Source organism: Nocardioides salsibiostraticola (genome assembly GCF_054783655.1).
The window spans coordinates 307441-325983 of the sequence record NZ_BAAGQD010000026.1 but is presented as its reverse complement, the minus strand read 5'-3'; the positions used below and the strand labels follow the sequence as shown (position 1 = coordinate 325983).

At 69.5% G+C, this 18543-nt stretch carries 18 protein-coding genes; 6 read left to right on the top strand and 12 right to left on the bottom strand.

All coding sequences use genetic code 11. The features are described from left to right. Positions 1–6: 6 nt before the first annotated feature. The 4 genes from arsB to aat form a co-directional block, all read right to left on the bottom strand. Positions 7–1113 carry an ACR3 family arsenite efflux transporter gene (gene arsB / locus ACYVLV_RS16075; protein WP_460811418.1) on the bottom strand — a complete coding sequence of 369 codons (1107 nt, stop codon included), beginning with the start codon at positions 1111–1113 and terminating at the stop codon, positions 7–9. Further along, positions 1110–1481: a metalloregulator ArsR/SmtB family transcription factor gene (locus ACYVLV_RS16070; RefSeq protein WP_460811417.1), complete on the bottom strand. Its 372-nt coding sequence runs from the start codon at positions 1479–1481 to the stop codon at positions 1110–1112. The genes arsB and ACYVLV_RS16070 overlap by 4 nt, the downstream gene beginning before the upstream one ends. A gap of 130 nt (positions 1482–1611) precedes the next feature. After that, positions 1612–2091: a hypothetical protein gene (locus ACYVLV_RS16065; protein ID WP_460811416.1), complete on the bottom strand. Its 480-nt coding sequence runs from the start codon at positions 2089–2091 to the stop codon at positions 1612–1614. 52 nt (positions 2092–2143) lie between these two features. After that, positions 2144–2866, bottom strand: coding sequence for a leucyl/phenylalanyl-tRNA--protein transferase (gene aat, locus ACYVLV_RS16060; RefSeq protein ID WP_460811415.1), 723 nt, complete (start codon positions 2864–2866; stop codon positions 2144–2146). A 62-nt stretch (positions 2867–2928) separates the two neighbouring features. Here aat and ACYVLV_RS16055 point away from each other — a divergent pair, with 62 nt between their 5' ends. Next, positions 2929–3600 (top strand): hypothetical protein, encoded by a 672-nt coding sequence (locus tag ACYVLV_RS16055; RefSeq protein WP_460811414.1) that lies wholly within the window; start codon positions 2929–2931, stop codon positions 3598–3600. Here ACYVLV_RS16055 and ACYVLV_RS16050 read toward each other — a convergent pair. From ACYVLV_RS16050 to ACYVLV_RS16015, 8 genes are all read right to left on the bottom strand, one after another. Continuing rightward, positions 3561–4790, bottom strand: coding sequence for a hypothetical protein (locus ACYVLV_RS16050; protein WP_460811413.1), 1230 nt, complete (start codon positions 4788–4790; stop codon positions 3561–3563). The two genes, ACYVLV_RS16055 and ACYVLV_RS16050, sit on opposite strands and share 40 nt — an antisense overlap. Next, complete coding sequence (locus ACYVLV_RS16045) at positions 4787–5932, bottom strand: hypothetical protein (RefSeq protein WP_460811412.1); 1146 nt, start codon at positions 5930–5932, stop codon at positions 4787–4789. The genes ACYVLV_RS16050 and ACYVLV_RS16045 overlap by 4 nt, the downstream gene beginning before the upstream one ends. Then, positions 5929–7068: a hypothetical protein gene (locus ACYVLV_RS16040; protein ID WP_460811411.1), complete on the bottom strand. Its 1140-nt coding sequence runs from the start codon at positions 7066–7068 to the stop codon at positions 5929–5931. Before ACYVLV_RS16040 ends, ACYVLV_RS16045 begins: the two co-directional genes overlap by 4 nt. 94 nt (positions 7069–7162) lie before the next feature. Beyond that, on the bottom strand, positions 7163–8896 hold the full coding sequence (locus ACYVLV_RS16035; RefSeq protein WP_460811410.1) for a hypothetical protein: 1734 nt from the start codon (positions 8894–8896) through the stop codon (positions 7163–7165). Between the two features lie 134 nt (positions 8897–9030). Next, positions 9031–9990 carry a hydroxymethylglutaryl-CoA lyase gene (locus ACYVLV_RS16030; protein ID WP_460811409.1) on the bottom strand — a complete coding sequence of 320 codons (960 nt, stop codon included), beginning with the start codon at positions 9988–9990 and terminating at the stop codon, positions 9031–9033. After that, complete coding sequence (locus tag ACYVLV_RS16025) at positions 9983–11914, bottom strand: acetyl/propionyl/methylcrotonyl-CoA carboxylase subunit alpha (protein WP_460811408.1); 1932 nt, start codon at positions 11912–11914, stop codon at positions 9983–9985. The genes ACYVLV_RS16030 and ACYVLV_RS16025 overlap by 8 nt, the downstream gene beginning before the upstream one ends. A gap of 5 nt (positions 11915–11919) precedes the next feature. Beyond that, positions 11920–13530 (bottom strand): carboxyl transferase domain-containing protein, encoded by a 1611-nt coding sequence (locus ACYVLV_RS16020; RefSeq protein ID WP_460811407.1) that lies wholly within the window; start codon positions 13528–13530, stop codon positions 11920–11922. A 124-nt stretch (positions 13531–13654) separates the two neighbouring features. Continuing rightward, a complete protein-coding gene (locus ACYVLV_RS16015; RefSeq protein WP_460811406.1) occupies positions 13655–14716 on the bottom strand; it encodes a flavin monoamine oxidase family protein in 1062 nt (353 codons plus the stop codon). Positions 14717–14954: 238 nt separating this feature from the next. Here ACYVLV_RS16015 and ACYVLV_RS16010 point away from each other — a divergent pair, with 238 nt between their 5' ends. From ACYVLV_RS16010 to ACYVLV_RS15990, 5 genes are all read left to right on the top strand, one after another. Beyond that, positions 14955–15332, top strand: coding sequence for a YciI family protein (locus ACYVLV_RS16010; protein ID WP_460811405.1), 378 nt, complete (start codon positions 14955–14957; stop codon positions 15330–15332). Between the two features lie 35 nt (positions 15333–15367). Further along, a complete protein-coding gene (locus ACYVLV_RS16005) occupies positions 15368–16609 on the top strand; it encodes an RNA polymerase sigma factor (protein ID WP_460811404.1) in 1242 nt (413 codons plus the stop codon). A gap of 80 nt (positions 16610–16689) precedes the next feature. Beyond that, entirely contained in the window at positions 16690–17091 is a 402-nt protein-coding gene (locus ACYVLV_RS16000) for a YciI family protein (RefSeq protein ID WP_460811403.1), read from the top strand. Between the two features lie 268 nt (positions 17092–17359). Further along, a complete protein-coding gene (locus ACYVLV_RS15995) occupies positions 17360–17776 on the top strand; it encodes a universal stress protein (protein WP_460811402.1) in 417 nt (138 codons plus the stop codon). Positions 17777–17907: 131 nt separating this feature from the next. After that, positions 17908–18447, top strand: a complete 540-nt coding sequence (locus tag ACYVLV_RS15990; RefSeq protein WP_460811401.1) for a GNAT family N-acetyltransferase — start codon at positions 17908–17910, stop codon at positions 18445–18447. Positions 18448–18543: the final 96 nt, after the last annotated feature.

Sequence of the window (18543 nt, the reverse complement as noted above, 5' to 3'; positions counted from 1 at the left end):
CTTCGCTCAGACCTGCGCGGAGGCGGGGTAGAACTTCCGGCGCGCCCACAGTGAGACGTAGACGAGTCCGACCAGGACGGGCACCTCGATCAGGGGTCCCACGACACCCGCGAGGGCCTGGCCCGAGGTGACCCCGAAGACCCCGATGGCGACGGCGATCGCGAGCTCGAAGTTGTTGCCAGCGGCGGTGAACGCGAGCGTGGTGGTGCGCTCGTAGGTCATCTTCATCGCCATCCCGAGAGCGAACGATCCGGTCCACATCAGCGCGAAGTAGGCCAGCAACGGGAGGGCAATGCGGGCGACGTCGAACGGCTTGCTGGTGATCGTGTCGCCCTGGAGGGCAAAGAGGATGACGATGGTGAACAACAGCCCGTAGAGCGCGGTGGGTCCGATGCGGGGCAGGAAGGTGGTCTCGTACCACTCGCGGCCCTTCGCCTTCTCCCCCAACGTCCGGGTCAGGAACCCGGCCAACAGCGGGATGCCGAGGAAGATCAGGACCGACTTGGCGATCCCCCACGTGGAGACGCTGAGCCCCAGCCCGTTGGTGCCGTCGCCGAGGCCGAGCCAGCCGGGCAGCAGCTCGAGGTAGAAGTAGCCGAGTCCGGCGAACGCGATGATCTGGAAGACCGAGTTGATGGCGACCAGGATCGCGGCGGCTTCGCGGTCACCGCAGGCCAAGTCGTTCCAGATCAGGACCATCGCGATGCAGCGGGCGAGGCCGACGATGATCAGGCCCGTGCGGTACTCCGGGAGGTCGGGCAGCATCAGCCAGGCCAGCGCGAACATCAGCGCGGGGCCGAGCACCCAGTTGAGGAAGATGCTCGCGGCGAGCAGGCGCTTGTCGGCGGTGACGTGACCGAGTTCGTCGTACCGGACCTTGGCCAGTACGGGATACATCATCACCAGCAGCCCGATGGCGATCGGCAGCGAGACCGACCCGACCTCGACGCGGGCCAGGGCATCACCGAGGCCCGGGACGCCGCGTCCCAACAGGATTCCGAAGACCATGGCGGCGATGATCCAGACCGGGAGGAACCGGTCGAGGGTAGAGAGCCGTTGGAGGACGGCGGCATCCTCGGGGGCGGTGGCGGTTTCGCCGACGACGTCACTCATGCGGGCACTCCAATGGCTGCGGGGTCGGGGGTGAAGAGGGTGAGCATGGCTTGCATCGCTTCGGGGCGGGCTTGGTAGTAGACCCACACCCCGCGCTTCTCGCGATTCAGCAGTCCGGCCTCGTGCAGGACCCTCAGGTGGTGGCTGATCGTCGGCTGGGAGAGGTCGAAGGCGGACAACAGGTCACACACGCACGCCTCACCGCCCTCGTGGGAGAGCACCAACGACAACAGGCGCAGACGCACCGGGTCGGCGACGGCCTTGAGCATCGGCGCGATCAGTACGGCGTGCTCGGCGGACATCGGCTCGCGAGCCAGCGGCGTACAGCAGGCCAACGGGTCATCGGGGTCACACCCGGATATAGACATGTGTCGATATTGACCGGTTGCGGCCCCGAACGCAAACTCGACATCGACGCCTGTCGATATCCGACCCCATTTGGCGAACCTCGTGGCCCCATCTCGCGAACCTCGCGGCCCCATTTGGCGAACCTCGTGGTTACTCGGGAGCGGGGACCTCCAGGCCCGAGTCGCCGAGGGGGCCGCCGCAGGTCTCGGTGGCGTAGGTGCTGAACGCCGTCCCCAGGTCGTTCTCCTCGTCGGAGTAATCGTCGCCGAGCGACTCGAAGTCCTCCTGCGAGGCGTCCTCGTCGAGGTCCTCGATGGACTGCATCGACAACTCGAACCCCTTGCGGGCGTCCTCGGGGATGTCTTCGGGGGTACCGGTCTCGAGCATCGCCTCGGACCAGGTCTTCAGCCCGGTCACGATCGTCTTTGCCTGCTCCTTGTCGTCGGCTTCGGCGTCCACGTCGGCCAGGATCTCGTTGATCAGGCTGTTGTAGGTCTCGCAGAAGTCATCCTCGACGGCGTCCTCGGGCGCGCCGGACGCGCCCCCGCCACCGCAGGCACCCAGGACGATGGACAGCGAGGCGACGACGACCCCGCCACGGATCGTGCGGCGGACGCGCGGCTTCAACATGCGGACTCCTCAGGAGCATCGGTCGGGATACGGCATCCCGATCAGGTCACATTCAGTCAGATGAGTCCGGTGGCCGCAACGGTGGACCCCACCGTGGACCCTTCGCGGCGATCAGGTGCGGAAGCGTGCGCAAGTACGTCGCCCGCGGCCACTCGACCACTCCGAGGCTCGCGAGGTGCGGGGTCGCCCACTGCACGTCGATCAGCCGGGGCTCCCGATGCGTTCTCTGGCCGTCACTCATGAGGTCCACCAGGCCCATCAGAGCGACTTTCGAGGCGTCCCTCGCACGGTGGAACATGGATTCGCCGGCGAACAGCCCGCCCACCGCGACGCCGTACAGACCGCCCTGGAGTTCCCCCTCGCGCCAGACCTCCACCGAGTGCGCCCAGCCCAGCTCGTGCAGACGCGTGTACGCCGCGGTGATGGCCGGGTCGATCCACCCTCCGGTCCGCCGCGGGTCGGCACAGGCCCCGATGACCTGGGCGAAGTCGCTGTCGACCCGGATCTCGAAGTCGCGGGCCGACCTGCGCAACGATCGCGAGACCACCAGCGCATCGAGCGGCAACACCCCGCGTTCCACCGGGCTGAACCACCCCATCGGGTCGCGGGGACCCCCGCTGGGCATGGGGAACAGGCCGCGACGGTACGCCGCCAACAGGGTCCCCGGCTCCAGGTCGGCGCCCATCGCCACCAGATCGTCCTCGGTGTCCCACTCCGTGCGGTCGCCGAAGATCCACCGGGTCGGCGGCGGCTCGATCGGAGGATCAACGGTCACCCACAAACCTTCCCATCTACGGCCGACAGGGCAAGCCCCCGTAAGATCGGAGCATGGGTGTGATGAGCAAGGTGAGCCGTCAGTTCGCTCCACGGGTGACCCAACTCGCCCCCGGACTGACCACGTCCTTCGTCCGCGAGGCCCTGCACCGCGCCATCGCCGGGGTGGGCCCGTTGCCGCCCGCTGCCGCTGCCGCCGACAAGCAGTTGGCCGAGCAGAAGGGGGACGTCGACAAGGCCATCCAGGAGGTGATCGACAACCATGTCCGCTACGCCGGCGCCCAGGGTTTCATCACCAACATCGGTGGGTTGATGACCGCCGCGCTGACCATCCCCACCAACGTCACCGGCCTGGCTCTGGTGCAGGCCCGGATGGTGGCGGGGATCGCGCACCTGCGTGGCTACGACCTGGACGATCCGCGGGTCCGCAACGCCATCCTGGTCAGCATGCTCGGTGAGGACGGCGTGGATCGGCTGGTCAAGAAGCGCAAGCTCCCGGCGCCGCCGATGGCGTTGGCCACCGCCCCGCTGCACGACCCCGACCTGGACGCGATCATCTCCGCCGAGGTGGCCTCGGACCTGATCTCCAAGGTGGCCGGACGACGGATCGCCATCACGATCGGGCGACGTGTCCCGGTCGTGGGCGGCATGGTCGGCATGGGCGTCGACGGCTTCATCACCTATCGGGTCGGCCGCTACGTCGACCGCGAGTTCCTGCCCCGCAAGGCTCGGTAGACCCGCAGCGCACCGCGTCCGGTGCGCCCGTCCTGCAGGCGGTTCACGATCTTCTCGCGCAGACGGTACGTCGGGCGCAGGTAGGACCGCTCCAGCGCCGTCCGGGTCTCGTGCAACTCGTGGGCCAGGTGCGCCTCGACCTCACGCATCCGGGCGTTCTCCAGCAGCAGGGCGCGGATGGCGTCCACCGCGGCGTCGGCGACCTCACGCTGCTTGGGCCGGTCGGGGTCGTCCCACTTCGTGAGGGCATCGGCGTCGGGTTCCGTGGCGCCACCGATCAGATCGTCCACGTCGCCGATGACGTGATAGCCGCGCTGGCTGATCTCGGTGACGTAGGACGTCTCGACCTCACGCACCCACGGGCGTACGGCGGGTGGCAGCGCCAGACGAGGAGTGTCGGTGCGCTGCGAGAGGGTCTGGTGAGCGAGCAACTCCCGGACCAGGGGCCGGTAGTGCTCAGGCGGGAGGGCGCGATTGGCGGAGCGGTTGATGCGGCGTACGAGCGCAGTCTCGGGCACGCCGAGGGACGGATTGGCCCGGTCGGCCTCGAGGTCGAGGTCGATCCCCTCGAGCCCGAAGGCCTCCACGAAGCGCTTCCACAACAGGTCGGGGGCACCGCCGGGCGGCGGCACGGTGACGAGGTGGATCCGTTCCGGCGGCAGGTCGTGACCCCACCGGTTGGCGATGTCGGGGATCTCCTGGACCCCCCAGAACCAGGATCCGACCCGGCTGGTCCGGGCCGGGTTCATGATCCGTTTGAGGAAGCGGGCGTAACTCACGCCGCTGCGGTGCTTGACGTTCTCCTGCCACTCGGCCGGGATCTGTCGCACGAGGTCGCGCACCGAGAGGATGACGTGGACCTCGGTCTCGGGGTGCCCCAGCGACTCCAGGGCCCGGGCGACCTGGGAGCGCGAGGCGGTGGCCAGGATCTCGTGGCTGATGATCGCGGTCCCGTCGTGTGCGCGGACCTGTTCGGCCAACCGGTCCCAGGCGCCGACAGCCTCGCTCTGCAGGCCTCCCCAGGGCATCTTCATCAGGTCGAGGGCGGCCAGGAAGTGGGCGTCGAACCGCTCGGCGGGGTAGAGGATGCCGTGCTCGGCCAACTTCTTCTGGCTGCGGAACAGCACCTCCTGGAGGAAGGACGTTCCGGTCTTCGGGGTGCCGACGTGCAACAGGACCTTGGCGCTCACCCGGTTACTCTCCCATCGACCCCAACGGGTCCGAGCAGCAAGCCGAGCAAGAGGTCCAGGACGCCCGCGTCGGAGGGTCCCGTGACGCCGTCCACGGACTCGGCGCAGAGACCCACGGGGTCCCCGTGCACGCGGTAGCCGGCGCCCTTCACCGCCTCGATCATTCGCTCCCCCTGTGCCTGGGCCCAGGGTCGCGCCGCCTTGGGCAGCCGCAGGGCGGGTCCAGATGTTGCCGCCAGGCGGGGCAGCAACGTTCGGATCAGAAGGTCAGCCCGTTGTTGCGGCAGCACCAGCAGGTCCAGGGTGGCGCCGACCCGGCGCGCCGTCTCGGCCGCGTCGGCACTGGGCCGGATCACGGGCGGGACCGTGGGTGACGGGAGGCCGCGACGGCGCAGGAGTCGCGGGAGGAGTTCGGCGTCGAAGAGGAGTTCCGGTGCCTCGTGGCGGGCGGCGATCCGGACCAGGTCGGCGCGCGGGGGCAGGTGGTCGGAGCTCACGAACGGGTCGAGCCAGGCTCGCCACGGGGGTGCACCCTCCCCGAAGCAGCGCGAGACCCAGGCGTTCGCGACGAGATCCTCGACCCCGGTCGCGAGGACGTACGCCGACGCGTCCCGGCCGCCCGGCACGCGTCCCTGCCGGCGTAGGTCCGCACGAATCAGGGGCGCGGCCCACGGGTCACCGACCAGGCGGTACGCCGGAGCGAGGCGTCGCGTCAGCCCCACCAGCCGACTCTGCTCCAGGGGTGGGGTGCCGGCCTCGACCAGGTCCTCGGCCACCAGCCCTGCGGCGACCCGGATGAGTTCGTCAGGTGCGAGGTCGGTCGGATCGACCGGTCGGGGGCCGAAGCTGGACTCCTGCGCTGCGCCGGCCAGCTCGAGATCGGGGGCACCGCGGCCGGGTGCGCTCGCCTCGAGGACGCGGTCGATCAGGGGTCCGGGCACGTGGCCGACCGGTTGGGCCGCCAGGTTGAGTCGGCGCAGCAGTTCGAGCTGTTGGGCCCCGGGGACGGCGCGCTGGCCCGCCCCTCCCTGATCAGGGGGCGTGTGAGGTTCCCAGCCGTCCCAGTCCACCCAGGGCGTCGTACCCCCGCCGCGCAGGTGCTGGACCCACCCGTGGGCGCGCGCTGATCCGCCGGCCGTCATGACTCGCGGCGCATCTTGGCCTGGGTCCTGACCTTGGCCAGGAACTCCTTGTCGGGGTCCGGTCGCCGGGCCGCCTCCCGGGTCATCGCCGCCAGGGCATCCAGAGCAACCTGCGCCTGCTTCTTCGGCGAGACCTTGTCGGGGTTGACCCAGCGGATCCCCTCCTCGGGCCGGACCGGGCGCAGCTCCTCGACGTCACCGACGATGTCGACCCCCCTGGTCGACAGGTAGTCGATCCATTCCTGGGCGACCCCTTCGACCCAGTCGAACAGCGCAGGTGGCAGCCGGACCGCGGGTGACATCGGGCGCTGGCTCATCTCGGTGTTGGCGAGGTGTTCGCGGATCAGTTGGTCGTAGTCGTTCTGACGTCGATCGGCCTTGTCGATGCGCCGGTTGAGCTTGCGCAGCACCTCGGTCTCCACCACGCCGAGCGACTGGTTCACCCGTACGGCGTCGGTCGGCGCCCAGGCCGGGTCGATCCCGATCGTGTTGCAGAACCGGAGCCACAGCAGGTCGCGGTCCGCACCGGCGGGTGGCACGGTGATCACGTGCACGCGTTCGGGGGGCAGCCCCTCGGTCCACGCCTCGACCACGGCGGGCAGGTCGAAGGCGCGGAAGAACCACGGGTGCCCGCTGCGCTGGACGCGTCCGAGGAACCGGCGGAACGGCCAACGGCGACCCTGCTTGACGCTCTCCTGCCAGGCGGCGGGGAGCTGGCGACCGAGGTCGCGGGCGGTGTAAACGATGTGGAGTTCGGTGCCGGGATCGGCCATCAGGTCGTTCTTCGCCCGGGCGATCGCCGCCGGCGCCGCGGGGGCCAGGATCTCGTGGCTGATCACGACGGTCCCGCTCTTCCGGTTGACCCGCTTGACCATGGCCGGCCAGGAACCCTCGGCGTGTCCCGGCGGACCGCCCCAGTCCTCGCCGACCAGGTCGAGTGCAGCCCGGAAGTGGAACAGGGCCTGGGTCGAGAGGGCCGTGCGGCCCGGGAAGTGCACGTCGTGGCGGGCCAGGGAACGGGTGTTGCGGGAGAGCCGGTCCTGGAGGTACGTCGTACCGGTCTTGGGGGCACCGATGTGGAGGAACACCCGTCGCTTCGGGGCCCTGCCCTGCGAGGTGGGGCTCTGAGCGTTCACGGGCCAGATTGTGCCAGTCCCCCACCGAGTCGGCGCTAATTGATCGGCAGAACGGCCCCAGTCGGCGCTACTTCAACAATTCGCGCCGACTCGACTACCAGGTGTAACGGTTGAGCGTGGCCACACCGAAGGGGCCGGTGTACTTCAACTCGAGGCGACCACTCCGATCACGCAACTCGTTCCAGTGGTTGGCTCTGCGCAGGTAGATGTCGTCGCCATCGGTTCTGCCGCTTCCGGGGTGGATCCGGATGACGGCACCCGGAGCGATCGACGTACGGCCCTTGTAGATGGAGCCGAGGCCGAACCCGCCGTCCACCTTGAGGTCGAGGTCCCGGATCGGCGCCCACAGCGGGCCCGGGTTCTTGATCTGGACGAACTGCTCGCTCGTGCCACCGAACCGCTTCACCCGGTTGAGCCACAACCGGTAGAAGCCGCGATTCTCGACCTGGCTCGTCACGAGGGTCTCGTTCTGGCTGCGCACCACCGTGCGGTAGTCCCACCGGCCAGGAGACTGACGGACGGAGAACCGGTAGTCGACCGAAGTCTGCGGCGTGATCTGCGGGGAGGCCGAGGCGAGCGTCGTCCATCCCGAACGGTTCTTGCGCTGGAACAGCACCCGGGAGCCTGACGGCGCGTAGGAGAGTTGGCCGCTGACGACCAACGGCTCCTTCGCGGGGCGCTTCTTCTGGCTGGCGATGCCGGCGGAGAAGGTGATCTTCGGCTCGGGCGTGCTCTGCTCGAAGGTGTAGTCGTAGGCGTAGATGAACGGCCACTCCTCGTTCCTGCTGTTGCCCCCGGCGACGGTCAGCACCACGCGACCATCGACATCGGCGACGAGATCATCGCTGCCCTGGTACACACCCATGAGGGAGTCCATCTCGAGGACCGTCCCGTCGGAGGCCAGCAGGCACAGGTAGTCCTCGTCCGCCGTGCCGAACTCGTTCCGGGCCACCACGACCACGCGGTCCGGGTTCGCCGCCAGCACCTCGAGTTTGGTCGGCCTCGGCTCCTCGGGGTTGGTGCAGGTCTGCTCCCACAGCAGCGAGCCGCCGACGCCATCGGTGGCCCGGAGCACCTGACTGCGCGTGCTGTCGTTCATCTCGCGGACCGAGTAGACCCGGTCACCGGCCACGAAGTCCTGATCGATGCTGGTGTCGTACGCCGCGCTGCCGACTACCGCGAGCGTCGTCGCGTTCAGCGTGTAGGCGGTGTCCTTGCCGATCGCGAGCAGTTGTCCGGAGGGGAGCAGGTCGACCTGACGCAGGCAGGGGCCGTTGGTCGAAGGGCTACCCATTCCGGCCTGCTGGGCCTGGAGCGCCCCGGAGGCGAGTGCGCGGCGTTGGGCACGGAAGGTCGACACGCACCCGTTCCGTTGGGTCGTGGCGTCCCAGGTGGTGCCGTCGCCGACGTGGACGATCTGGTCGCCGATCACCACGACATCGGTGAAGTCGGGGCTGGCCACCTGCCACACCACGGCGCCGTCGGGGTTCAACCGCGTCATTTCGCCGTCACCCGCCAGCAGCAGGCCCCACGTCCCGGCCGCCCGCAGGTCACCGAACTCCGTGGCGTCCTTGGACCACACCTCCGAGCCGTCGGCGCGGAGCTTCTTGAGGTCGTTCTGGTCTCCGTCGTCGCCGTCGTCGACCCGGACGTAGGTCAGGTCGCCGACGATCAACGCCTCGATGTCCCCGCGTGGGTCGAAGGCACCCCACGAGGAGTCCTGGTACTGCTTGGCCCAACGTTGCGTCGTGTCGGCGTGAGCCGGTGCAGCGACGGTGAGGCTGGTGGCGGCGAGCGTGACGAACAGTGCGCCTGACAGGGCGCGCATCGAACGGAGCATGTGATCCCCCCAGATCAAAAGATGCGGCAACCTAACACGGGCTTCAACCGCGAGTCGGCGCTAATTGATCGGCAGAACGGCCCCAGTCGACGCTACTTCAACAATTCGCGCCGACTCGACGATCAGACCGGACCCGCACCCAACGCGCGTACGACGGCCGACGGGCTGGGGCGACCGAGGTGACCGGCCATCCAGACGCTCGTCTCGACCAGGTTGGGCAGGTCGACGCCGTGCTCGATACCCAAGCCGGTCAGCATCCAGACCAGGTCCTCGGTGGCCAGGTTGCCGGTGGCGGACTTGGCGTAGGGGCAACCGCCGAGACCACCCGCGCTGGCGTCGTACGTCGTGACGCCGGCTCGGAGTCCGGCCTGCACGTTGGACAGCGCTTGGCCGTAGGTGTCGTGGAAGTGCAGGGCCAACTGGTCGGCGTGCATCCCGGCGGACACGAAGCCCTCGATCAGGGAGGTCACGTGGCCGGCGGTGCCGACGCCGATGGTGTCGCCGAGGCTGAGTTGGGAGGCGCCGAGGTCGAAGAGTCGACGTCCGACGTCGACGACCTGGTCGATCGGCACCGCACCCTCCCAGGGGTCGCCGAAGCACATGGAGACGTAGGCGCGGACGTCGAGTCCGGCCTCGCGGGCGCGGGTGACGGTCGGCTCGAACATCGAGAACTGCTCGTCCAGCGACCGGTTGAGATTCTTGCTCGCGAAGGTCTCGGTGGCGGAGCCGAAGATGGCAATGTGCTTCAGGCCGAGCTCGAGGGCCCGGTCCAGGCCGCGTTCGTTGGGCACCAGCACCGGAAGGCCTCGGGCGGTCTCCCCGAGGGTCTCGGTCAGCCCAGTCATCAGTTCGGCGGCGTCGGCCAACTGGGGCACCCACTTGGGGTGGACGAAGCTGGTCGCCTCCACGATCGGCAGGCCGGCGGCCAGGAGCCGCAGGACGAACTCCGCCTTGATCTCCGTGGGGATCAGGGCCTTCTCGTTCTGGAGGCCGTCGCGGGCGCCGACCTCGTAGATCGTGACGGCGCTCGGCATCCCCGACTCGGTGACGATCATCGGCAGTGGGTTCGAGGCCTCAACCATCGTTCTCATCCTCCTCGTGTTCGTCGACACGCACGATGACGTGGCCCATCGCGACCTGGTCACCGACCGCGGCCCCGATCATGGTGACGCGCCCGGCGTGCGGGGCGATCAGCGCCAACTCCATCTTCATGGCCTCCACGGCGCCGAGTCGTTGGCCGGCGTCCACGTGGTCACCCTCGGCGACGACGAGGTCGATCACGGTGCCGGGCATCGGGGAGACGATGTCAGCGTCCCCGGCCGCGGCGCTCGTACGCCGAGTGGCGTCGGGTCGGTCGAAACGCCAGGGGTGGCTCTCGACGACGACCCAGGCTCCGGCCCGGTCGGCCTCGATGAGAGTGCTCGGAGCGGCGGTCGCCGTCGACGCGGTGTCGACCTCGGGGACGAAGGTGGCGCCGTGGCTGTCGGCCATCGTGACGGTCAGGGCGTGCGGGGTGCCGCCACTGCGCCAACCGTCGATCGCGCCGAAGGGGCCCGGCTGGTGGGTCAGGTAACGATCGGCCCACGCCTGGGCGGCGATCGCGGGCGCGTCCTCGGGCATGTCCGGTCCGGCGAGGATCGACTCGGCGTCGGCCCCGTCCAACCAGGACGAGTGCACGTCGCCGACGGCGAAGGCATCGCTGGCGACCAGCCGTCGCAGGAACCCGGTGTTGGTGGTGACACCGAGGACGGCGGTCTCGTCGAGGGCCTCGACCATCCGGCTCAGCGCCTGGCTGCGGTCGCCGCCGGTGGTGATGACCTTCGCCAGCATCGGGTCGTACGACGTCCCCACGGTGCTGCCCTGCTCGATGCCCCATTCGTTGCGGGCCAACCCGGAGCGGAGCAGTTCCCGCACGCGGCCGGTCTGCGGGACGAACCCGGCGTACGGGTCCTCGGCGTAGACGCGCACCTCGACGGCGTGGCCGGTGCACACGATGGCCTCTTGGGGCATCGGCACCTCCTGGCCGGCGGCGACCGCGAACTGCCAGGCCACCAGGTCGACCCCGGTGACCTGTTCGGTGACGCAGTGCTCGACCTGGAGGCGGGTGTTCATCTCGAGGAAGTAGGCGTTCTCGGCGGTGTCGGCGTCCACGGCGGGCTCGACGAGGAACTCGACCGTGCCGGCGCCGGTGTACCCGACCTCCTGACACAGCGCGACCGAGGAGTTCTGGAGTCGTTCACGCACCTCGTCGCTGACCCACGGCGCGGGCGCCTCTTCGACGACCTTCTGGTGGCGGCGTTGGGCCGAGCAGTCGCGGGTGAAGAGGTGGACCACGTTGCCGTGCTCGTCGCCGACGACCTGGACCTCGACGTGGTAGCCGCGCTCGACGTACTTCTCGATGAGCAGGGTGTCGTCGCCGAATGCGGAGGCGGCCTCGCGACGGGCCGTGGCGACGGCCTCTTTCAGATCGGCCGGGTCGCGGACGACGTGCATCCCCTTGCCGCCACCGCCGGCGGCGGCCTTGACCAGGACGGGGTAGGCGTCGGCGGGGACGTCCTCCTCCTCGTAGCGGGGGGTGACCGGTACGCCGGCCCGCTCGGCGATCTCGCGGGCCCGGTCCTTGCGGCCCATCACCTCGATGACCTCAGGGGTGGGTCCGATGAAGACGAGTCCGGCGTCGCGTACGGCGGTGGCGAAGCGGGCGTTCTCGGAGAGGAACCCGTAGCCGGGGTGGATGGCCTGGGCGCCGGACTCTTCAGCAGCGGCGAGGATCTTGCCGATGTCGAGGTAGGACTCGGCCGCCGGGGTCGGGCCGATGTGGACGGCCTGGTCGGCCTCGCGGACGAAGGGGGCACTCTCATCGGCGTCGGAGTAGACCGCGACGCTGCGCAGACCGGCCTCCTTGCAGGCGCGGATGATGCGGGAGGCGATCTCGCCGCGGTTGGCGATCAGGACACTGTCGAACGACGTGCTCGTGGGGCTGTTCGTGGGATTGTTCGTAGACATCGTCATCACATCCGGAAGACGCCGAAGTGCGGCGTGGTGGTCGAGGGGTCGGGGGCATCGGCTGCGCCCTGGGCGGCGACCGCGAGGCCCATGCCCAGCACGCGTCGGGTGTCCACGGGATCGATGATCCCGTCGTCCCAGAGGCGGGCGGTGGAGTAGTACGGCGAACCCTGCAGTTCGTACTGGGCGCGGATCGGGTCCTTGAAGGCCTCTTCCTCCTCGCTGGTCCACTCCCCTCCGCGGCCCTCGATGCCGTCGCGGCGGACGGTGGCCAGCACCGAGGCGGCCTGCTCGCCGCCCATCACCGAGATCCGGGCGTTGGGCCACATCCACAGGAAGCGCGGGTCGTAGGCACGACCGCACATGCCGTAGTTGCCGGCGCCGTAGGAGCCACCGATGACGACGGTGAACTTCGGGACGGAGGCTGAGGCGACGGCGGTGACGAGCTTGGCGCCGTCCTTGGCGATCCCGCCGGATTCGTACTCCCGACCGACCATGAATCCGGAGATGTTCTGCAGGAAGACCAGGGGGATGCCTCGCTGCTGGGCCAGCTCGATGAAGTGGGCGCCCTTGAGCGCGGACTCGCTGAACAGGATCCCGTTGTTGGCCAGGATCGCCACCGGGTGGCCCCAGATGTGAGCGAACCCGCACACCAGGGTCTCGCCGTACAACGGCTTGAACTCGTGCATCCGGGAACCGTCGACCACGCGCTTGATGACCTCGCGGACGTCGTACGGCGTGCGGGAGTCGGTGGGGACGACGTCGTACAGGCCGACCGGGTCCTCGAGCGGTTCCTCGATCTCGGTGGGCCCCGCGGCCGCCGGGCCCAAGGTCCCGACGATCGAGCGCACCAGGTCGAGCGCGTGCTCGTCGTCCTCGGCGAGGTGGTCGACTACGCCGGAGGTGCGTGCGTGCACGTCCCCGCCGCCGAGGTCCTCGGCGCTGACGACCTCACCGGTCGCGGCCTTCACCAACGGGGGTCCGCCGAGGAAGATCGTGCCCTGTTCCTTGACGATCACCGTCTCGTCCGACATCGCGGGGACGTAGGCGCCGCCGGCGGTGCAGGAGCCCATCACGCTGGCGATCTGGGCGATGCCGCGGGCGGACATGTTGGCCTGGTTGAAGAAGATCCGGCCGAAGTGTTCGCGGTCGGGGAAGACGTCGTCCTGCATCGGCAGGAACGCGCCGCCGGAGTCGACGAGGTAGATGCACGGCAGGCGGTTCTCGGCGGCGATGGTCTGCGCGCGCAGGTGCTTCTTGACCGTCATCGGGTAGTACGTGCCGCCCTTGACCGTTGCGTCGTTGGCCACGATCACGCACTCGCGGCCGCTGACCCGCCCGATGCCGGTGACGACGCCGGCCGCAGGGACCGTGTCGGGCTGGTCGGGGTCGCCGTACATCCCGGTTGCGGCGAGCGCGCTGAACTCCAGGAACGGGCTGCCCGGGTCGACCAGGCGGTCGATCCGGTCCCGGGCGAGGAGTTTGCCCCGGTCGGTGTGCTTGGTCCGGGCGGACTCGCTGCCGCCGAGTCGGACGTGGGCGAGTCGATCGCGCAGTTCGGCGACGAGGGACCGCATGGTGGGGCCGGACGGGGTGGGGCCAGTGGAAGTGGACACCCTGAGAGGTTAGCGATCATTAACCTCGGCGTCTACGGTGAGTCGGCGCAAGTTGACTCCCGGGGACCGCCGAGTCGGCGCTTGTTGTTCAATATGCGCCGACTCACGCGTTCTGGAGCGTCAATTAGCGCCGACTCGCGGTGAGGATCGCGTCGGCTGCGCGCTCCCCCGCGACGATCGCGCCCTCGATGTGGCCGGGGTTGACCCGAGAGGTCTCGGTGGCGGCCCAGTGCAGGCGTCCGTCGAGAGCGGGTGCGGCGTACGCCGGGTGGCCGTAGTTCTGACCCCCGCCCGGCGCGGCGCCGCTGGGGGTGGTGAACGACTCGGCGCTCCAGTCCGCGACGGTGACGCGGGTGGGCGCGGGTGATTGGGGACCGAAGAGCTCGCGGATCTGCTGACGGATGGCGTCCTCCGTGGGGACCGGGGCGCCTGGGGTGAGCGGGGCGAAACCGAAGAGCGCCGCTGGTACGCCGCCCGGTCCCGACAGGTCGTGTATCTCCCGCATCGGACCGTGATGACTGATCGCCGCACCGGCCAGACCCTCCTCACGCCAGAAGGTGCGGTCGAACTCGACGACCACCTTGGCGATCGAGCCCATCCACACCGGGGTGGCGGCGAGCAGTCCGGCCAGCGCGGGGTCGAGGCCGGGGATCGCGACGGTCGAGGCGGTCAGCGCTGGGGGCAGCGCGAGGACGACGTGCTTCCCGGTGACCGTGTGACCGACCGCCGAGACCTCGAGTCCGTCGTCGACCGAACGCACCATCGCGACCGGGGTCTCGCGGCGGATCGTGCCACTGGGCAGGTCGGCGGCCAGCGCTTCGGCCAGCCCCTGGGCGCCGGCGGAGAACCGGAAACTCGCGACGTCGATGGGGTTTCCCGACAGACGCTGGGCACCGTCGGGCTGGTGGTAGAGCGCGTCCCCGGCGAGGTACTGGTCGTGGACGCCCAACCCGAACTCCTCGACGTACGCCGCCACCCGGGTCTCCCCGGGCCAGAACCAGGAGGCCCCGAGGTCGACCCGGCCCCCGTTCGCGCCCGCCGCGTCGAGCGACAGCAGTCGGCCGCCCACGCGGTCGCGCGCCTCGAGGACCACGGTGTGGAGTCCGGCGGCGATCAGACGCCGGGCCGCGACGAGTCCGCTGACGCCGGCTCCGACGACCACGGCGTCGTACGTCTCGTCGCTCATATCCCCCAGCCTAGATTCCCCACGAAGTGCGCCAGATGGGGACGCGAGGTTCGGCAAATGGGGACGCGAGGTTCGCGAGATGGGGCACGAGATCCCCATCTGGCGGATCTCGACGCCCCATTTGGCGAACTTCGTGAGAAAACGGGACCACAAGAGTTCGGGGGAGGATGTCGAGAACCGTGGGGTGACTCCGACTCCACGACAAGACCGAGAACAACTCGACCCTGGAGGAGATCCCATGAAGTACGTCGTCCTGATCCACGCCAACCCCCAGCCCTGGAACCACCCCACCGGCGACACGACCGCTGCCCTGCAGGCGCTGGAACCCGCCGAGCGGGAGCGCCTCGATCGAGAGTTCGAGGAGCTGCTCGGGGAGCTGTCGGCCTCCGGCGAGCTGATCGGTGGCACCGCGTTGGGCGATCCCAACCGCGCGAAGATCTACCGCTGGCAGGACGGGGCGGTGGCGACCGACGGGCCGTACTCGGAGATCAAGGAACACCTCGCGGGCTTCTTCGACCTCGATGTGTCCAGCCGCGAGCGGGCCGAGGAGATCGCCGCCCAGTTCGCCTCCCCGGGGGACACGATCGAACTGCGCCCCCAGCACGGCGCCGAGTAGTCCCGACCAGCGCGTGATTGTGGCAGCCTGAACCGGTGGGCCCGAACGACGGACTGGTGCGCGAGCTGGCGCCGCGCGCTCTCGCGATCGTCGCCCGCGGCGCGGTGGACTTCGGCGCGGCCGAGGACGCCGTGCAGGAGGCGCTGCTCGCCGCCCACCGGCAGTGGCCGAGCGCAGGCCTCCCCGACCAGCCACTGGGGTGGTTGGTCACCGTGGCCCGGCGGCGTCTTGTCGACGCGGCCCGGTCGGAGTCCTCGCGGCGCGAGCGTGAGGCGGCGTACGCCGAGGATCGGACCCGCGAGGACCCCGAGGCCGCCGCCGGCGAAGCCACCGGTCACACCGACGACACCCTGGCCCTGCTGTTCCTCTGCGCCCACCCGGCGCTGACGCCCGCCTCGGCGATCGCGCTCACGTTGCGCGCCGTGGGCGGGCTGACCACCGGTGAGATCGCGGCCGCGTTCTTGGTGCCGGAGACCACGATGGCTCAACGGATCACCCGCGCCAAGCAGCGCATCCGCGACGACGGGTTGCGGATGACCATGCCCGGACCCGACGACCTGGCTCTGCGGCTGGGACAGGTGCAGAGCGTGCTCTATCTGATCTTCAACGAGGGGTACGTCGCCAGCTCCGGCGACTCGTTGCAACGCCCGGACCTCGCGGCGGAGGCGATCCGGATCGCCCGGATGCTCCGGGCCCATCTGCCCTCCGCACCCGAGGTGGCCGGGCTGCTCGCGCTGATGCTGCTCACCGACTCGCGGCGTACCGCCCGCCAAGGTCCCCGCGGCGAGCTGATCCCGCTGCGTGACCAGGACCGGACCACCTGGGATGCCGACCAGATCCGTGAGGGCATCGCTCTGGTGACCCGGGCGCTGACCGCCGGACCGGCCGGTCCGTACGCCGTCCAGGCGGCCATCGGCGCCGTCCACGCCGAGGCGACCACCGTCGAGGAGACCGACTGGCCTCAGATCGTGGCGTTGTACGACGTCCTCCACCGCCTCCAACCCGACCCCATGGTCGCGCTCAACCGGGTGGTCGCAGTTGCCATGGTCGAGGGTCCCGAAGAGGGGTTGCGGCAGGTGGACGCGTTGGCGGTCGATGCGTCGCGGTTGTCGGGCCACCGGGTCGCGGCGGTGCGCGGCCACCTGCTCGAGCTTTCCGGGGCGCGCGACGAAGCCATCGGCGAGTACGAAGCGGCCGCCCGGGCGACGGCCAGCCGACCCGAGCGCGACTACCTGACCACCCAGGCGGCCCGGCTACGAGAAAGTCGAAATCTCTGAGGGCAGGTACGTCGTGGCCGTCCCGCCCGCGCCGACTCCCCTGCAAGAAGCACATCCGCTGCACGACGAAGGAGAATCCGATGAAGTTCCTACTGTTGATGAACTACGAAGGTGGCGCCGGCTGCGACGTACCCCTGCCCGAGTGGCCGCAGGAGGACATCGCGCGCCACATCGCCTTCCAGGGGGCCACGGGCGAGATGCTCGCCGAACGCGGGGAGCTGGTCTCCGCCGAGGGCCTGGCCGGTCCGGACGCGGTGCGGACCGTCACCTCCGACGGGCGCTCGGCGCCGGTCGTGACCGATGGCCCGTACGCCGAGGTCAAGGAGGTACTGGCCGGCTACTGGATGGTCGACGTCGACTCGGCCGAGCGGGCGGTGGAGATCGCGGCCCACATCTCGGCCGCTCCCGGGCTGGGCGGCGTTCCGATCCAGCAGCCCATCCAGGTCCGTCAGGTGATGAGCGCCGAGTCGGCCCAGGGCTGACTCACGAAGTCCGTCAAATGGCCCCACGAAGTTCGCCAGATGGGGCTCCGAAGTTCGTCAGATGGGCCTTCGAGATCCCGTCGGCCGACCTCGGAGCCCCATTCGGCGAACTTCGCGTCCCCATTTCGCGAACTTCGCGTCCCCATTCGGCGAACTTCGCGTCCCCATTTCGCGAACTTCGTGGTTGACGTGATCGAGCGAGCGGGGGAGGGTCGAGCAAGAGCACGGGACCCGGCCCACTCATCGACCCGAGGAGCAATCACTCACCATGGATACCGCACCTGTCGTCGTCGGCATCGACGCTTCCGAGACCGCACGCGTCGCCCTGGCGTGGGCCGATGAGTACGCCCGCAAGTTCAACCTGCCGCTCGAGGTCGTCATCGCCTGGGACAAGGGGTCTTACTACGGCTACCCCGCCGTCCCCCGAGACATCGGCGCCGAGAAGCGCGCACAGACGGCACTCACCGACACCATCCGCGAGGTGCTCGGCGAGGACGCCGACGTGACGCCTCGGCTCATGCAGGGCAAACCTGCGCCGGTCCTGCTGAAGGCAGCCAAGTCGGCATCCCTGCTCGTCGTCGGCACGCGCGGCCACGGCGCCTTCGCCGGCATGCTCCTCGGTTCGGTCAGCCAGCACTGCGTCCAGCACGCCCCCTGCCCGGTGGTCGTCATCCCGCCCAAGTGACCGCGAAGTCCGTCATGCGGCCCTCCGAGGGTCGTCGAATGGCCCCTGTCGTTGCTATCTGCTCGATCTCGAGGGGCCATTCGGCGTACGTCGTGAGAAGGCCGGCCACCAGACCTGTGGGATGCTGAGGTATGCCTGACATTGAGATTCGCTTACTCGGCGTGAACGAATGGCAGCTGTACCGCACGGTTCGTTTGGCCGCGCTCGAGGACGCCCCAGATGCCTTCGTGGCCCGCTTCGAGGACGAGGCGTCGTACGACGACGACTACTGGAGCGAACGGATGACCCGCGCGCACCGGGTGATCGCGGAACGCAAGGGCGAGCCCGTCGGCGTGGTCAGCCTGGGCCTCCACAACGACGACCCCGAGACTGGTGAGGTCTTCGGTCTCTGGACCTCCCCCGGGGCACGCGGTGAGCGGATCGCCCGCGGCCTGGTGGAGACCGCGGCTCAGAAGGCCGCCACCGACGGGCACCGGTTCCTCTACTTCTGGGCCGGGTCCGACAACCCGTCTGCGGTGGGTTTCGCGAGCAGCTACGGCTTCCGGCCTACCGCTGAGCGCCGCCCCGTGCGGGTCGCGGAAGGGTCCACGGAGCAGGAAGCCGACGAGGTCGCCTTCGTACTCCCGCTGACCCCGGACCCGACCGTCACGACGAACCCCTACTTGAAGTAGCCGTTCTCGCGTCCCCATTTGGCGAACCTCGCGTCCCCATCTGGCGAACCTCGCGTCCCCATCTGGCGAACCTCGCGTCCCCATCTGGCGAACTTC

Bases quoted from the DNA above. Each gene is read 5' to 3' on its own strand.
- arsB (WP_460811418.1), bottom strand. From the start codon at position 1,113: ATGAGTGACGTCGTCGGCGAAACCGCCACCGCCCCCGAGGATGCCGCC.
- ACYVLV_RS16070 (WP_460811417.1), bottom strand. From the start codon at position 1,481: ATGTCTATATCCGGGTGTGACCCCGATGACCCGTTGGCCTGCTGTACG.
- ACYVLV_RS16065 (WP_460811416.1), bottom strand. From the start codon at position 2,091: ATGTTGAAGCCGCGCGTCCGCCGCACGATCCGTGGCGGGGTCGTCGTC.
- ACYVLV_RS16055 (WP_460811414.1), top strand. From the start codon at position 2,929: ATGAGCAAGGTGAGCCGTCAGTTCGCTCCACGGGTGACCCAACTCGCC.
- ACYVLV_RS16045 (WP_460811412.1), bottom strand. From the start codon at position 5,932: ATGACGGCCGGCGGATCAGCGCGCGCCCACGGGTGGGTCCAGCACCTG.
- ACYVLV_RS16035 (WP_460811410.1), bottom strand. From the start codon at position 8,896: ATGCGCGCCCTGTCAGGCGCACTGTTCGTCACGCTCGCCGCCACCAGC.
- ACYVLV_RS16030 (WP_460811409.1), bottom strand. From the start codon at position 9,990: ATGGTTGAGGCCTCGAACCCACTGCCGATGATCGTCACCGAGTCGGGG.
- ACYVLV_RS16025 (WP_460811408.1), bottom strand. From the start codon at position 11,914: ATGTCTACGAACAATCCCACGAACAGCCCCACGAGCACGTCGTTCGAC.
- ACYVLV_RS16015 (WP_460811406.1), bottom strand. From the start codon at position 14,716: ATGAGCGACGAGACGTACGACGCCGTGGTCGTCGGAGCCGGCGTCAGC.
- ACYVLV_RS16010 (WP_460811405.1), top strand. From the start codon at position 14,955: ATGAAGTACGTCGTCCTGATCCACGCCAACCCCCAGCCCTGGAACCAC.
- ACYVLV_RS16000 (WP_460811403.1), top strand. From the start codon at position 16,690: ATGAAGTTCCTACTGTTGATGAACTACGAAGGTGGCGCCGGCTGCGAC.
- ACYVLV_RS15995 (WP_460811402.1), top strand. From the start codon at position 17,360: ATGGATACCGCACCTGTCGTCGTCGGCATCGACGCTTCCGAGACCGCA.
- ACYVLV_RS15990 (WP_460811401.1), top strand. From the start codon at position 17,908: ATGCCTGACATTGAGATTCGCTTACTCGGCGTGAACGAATGGCAGCTG.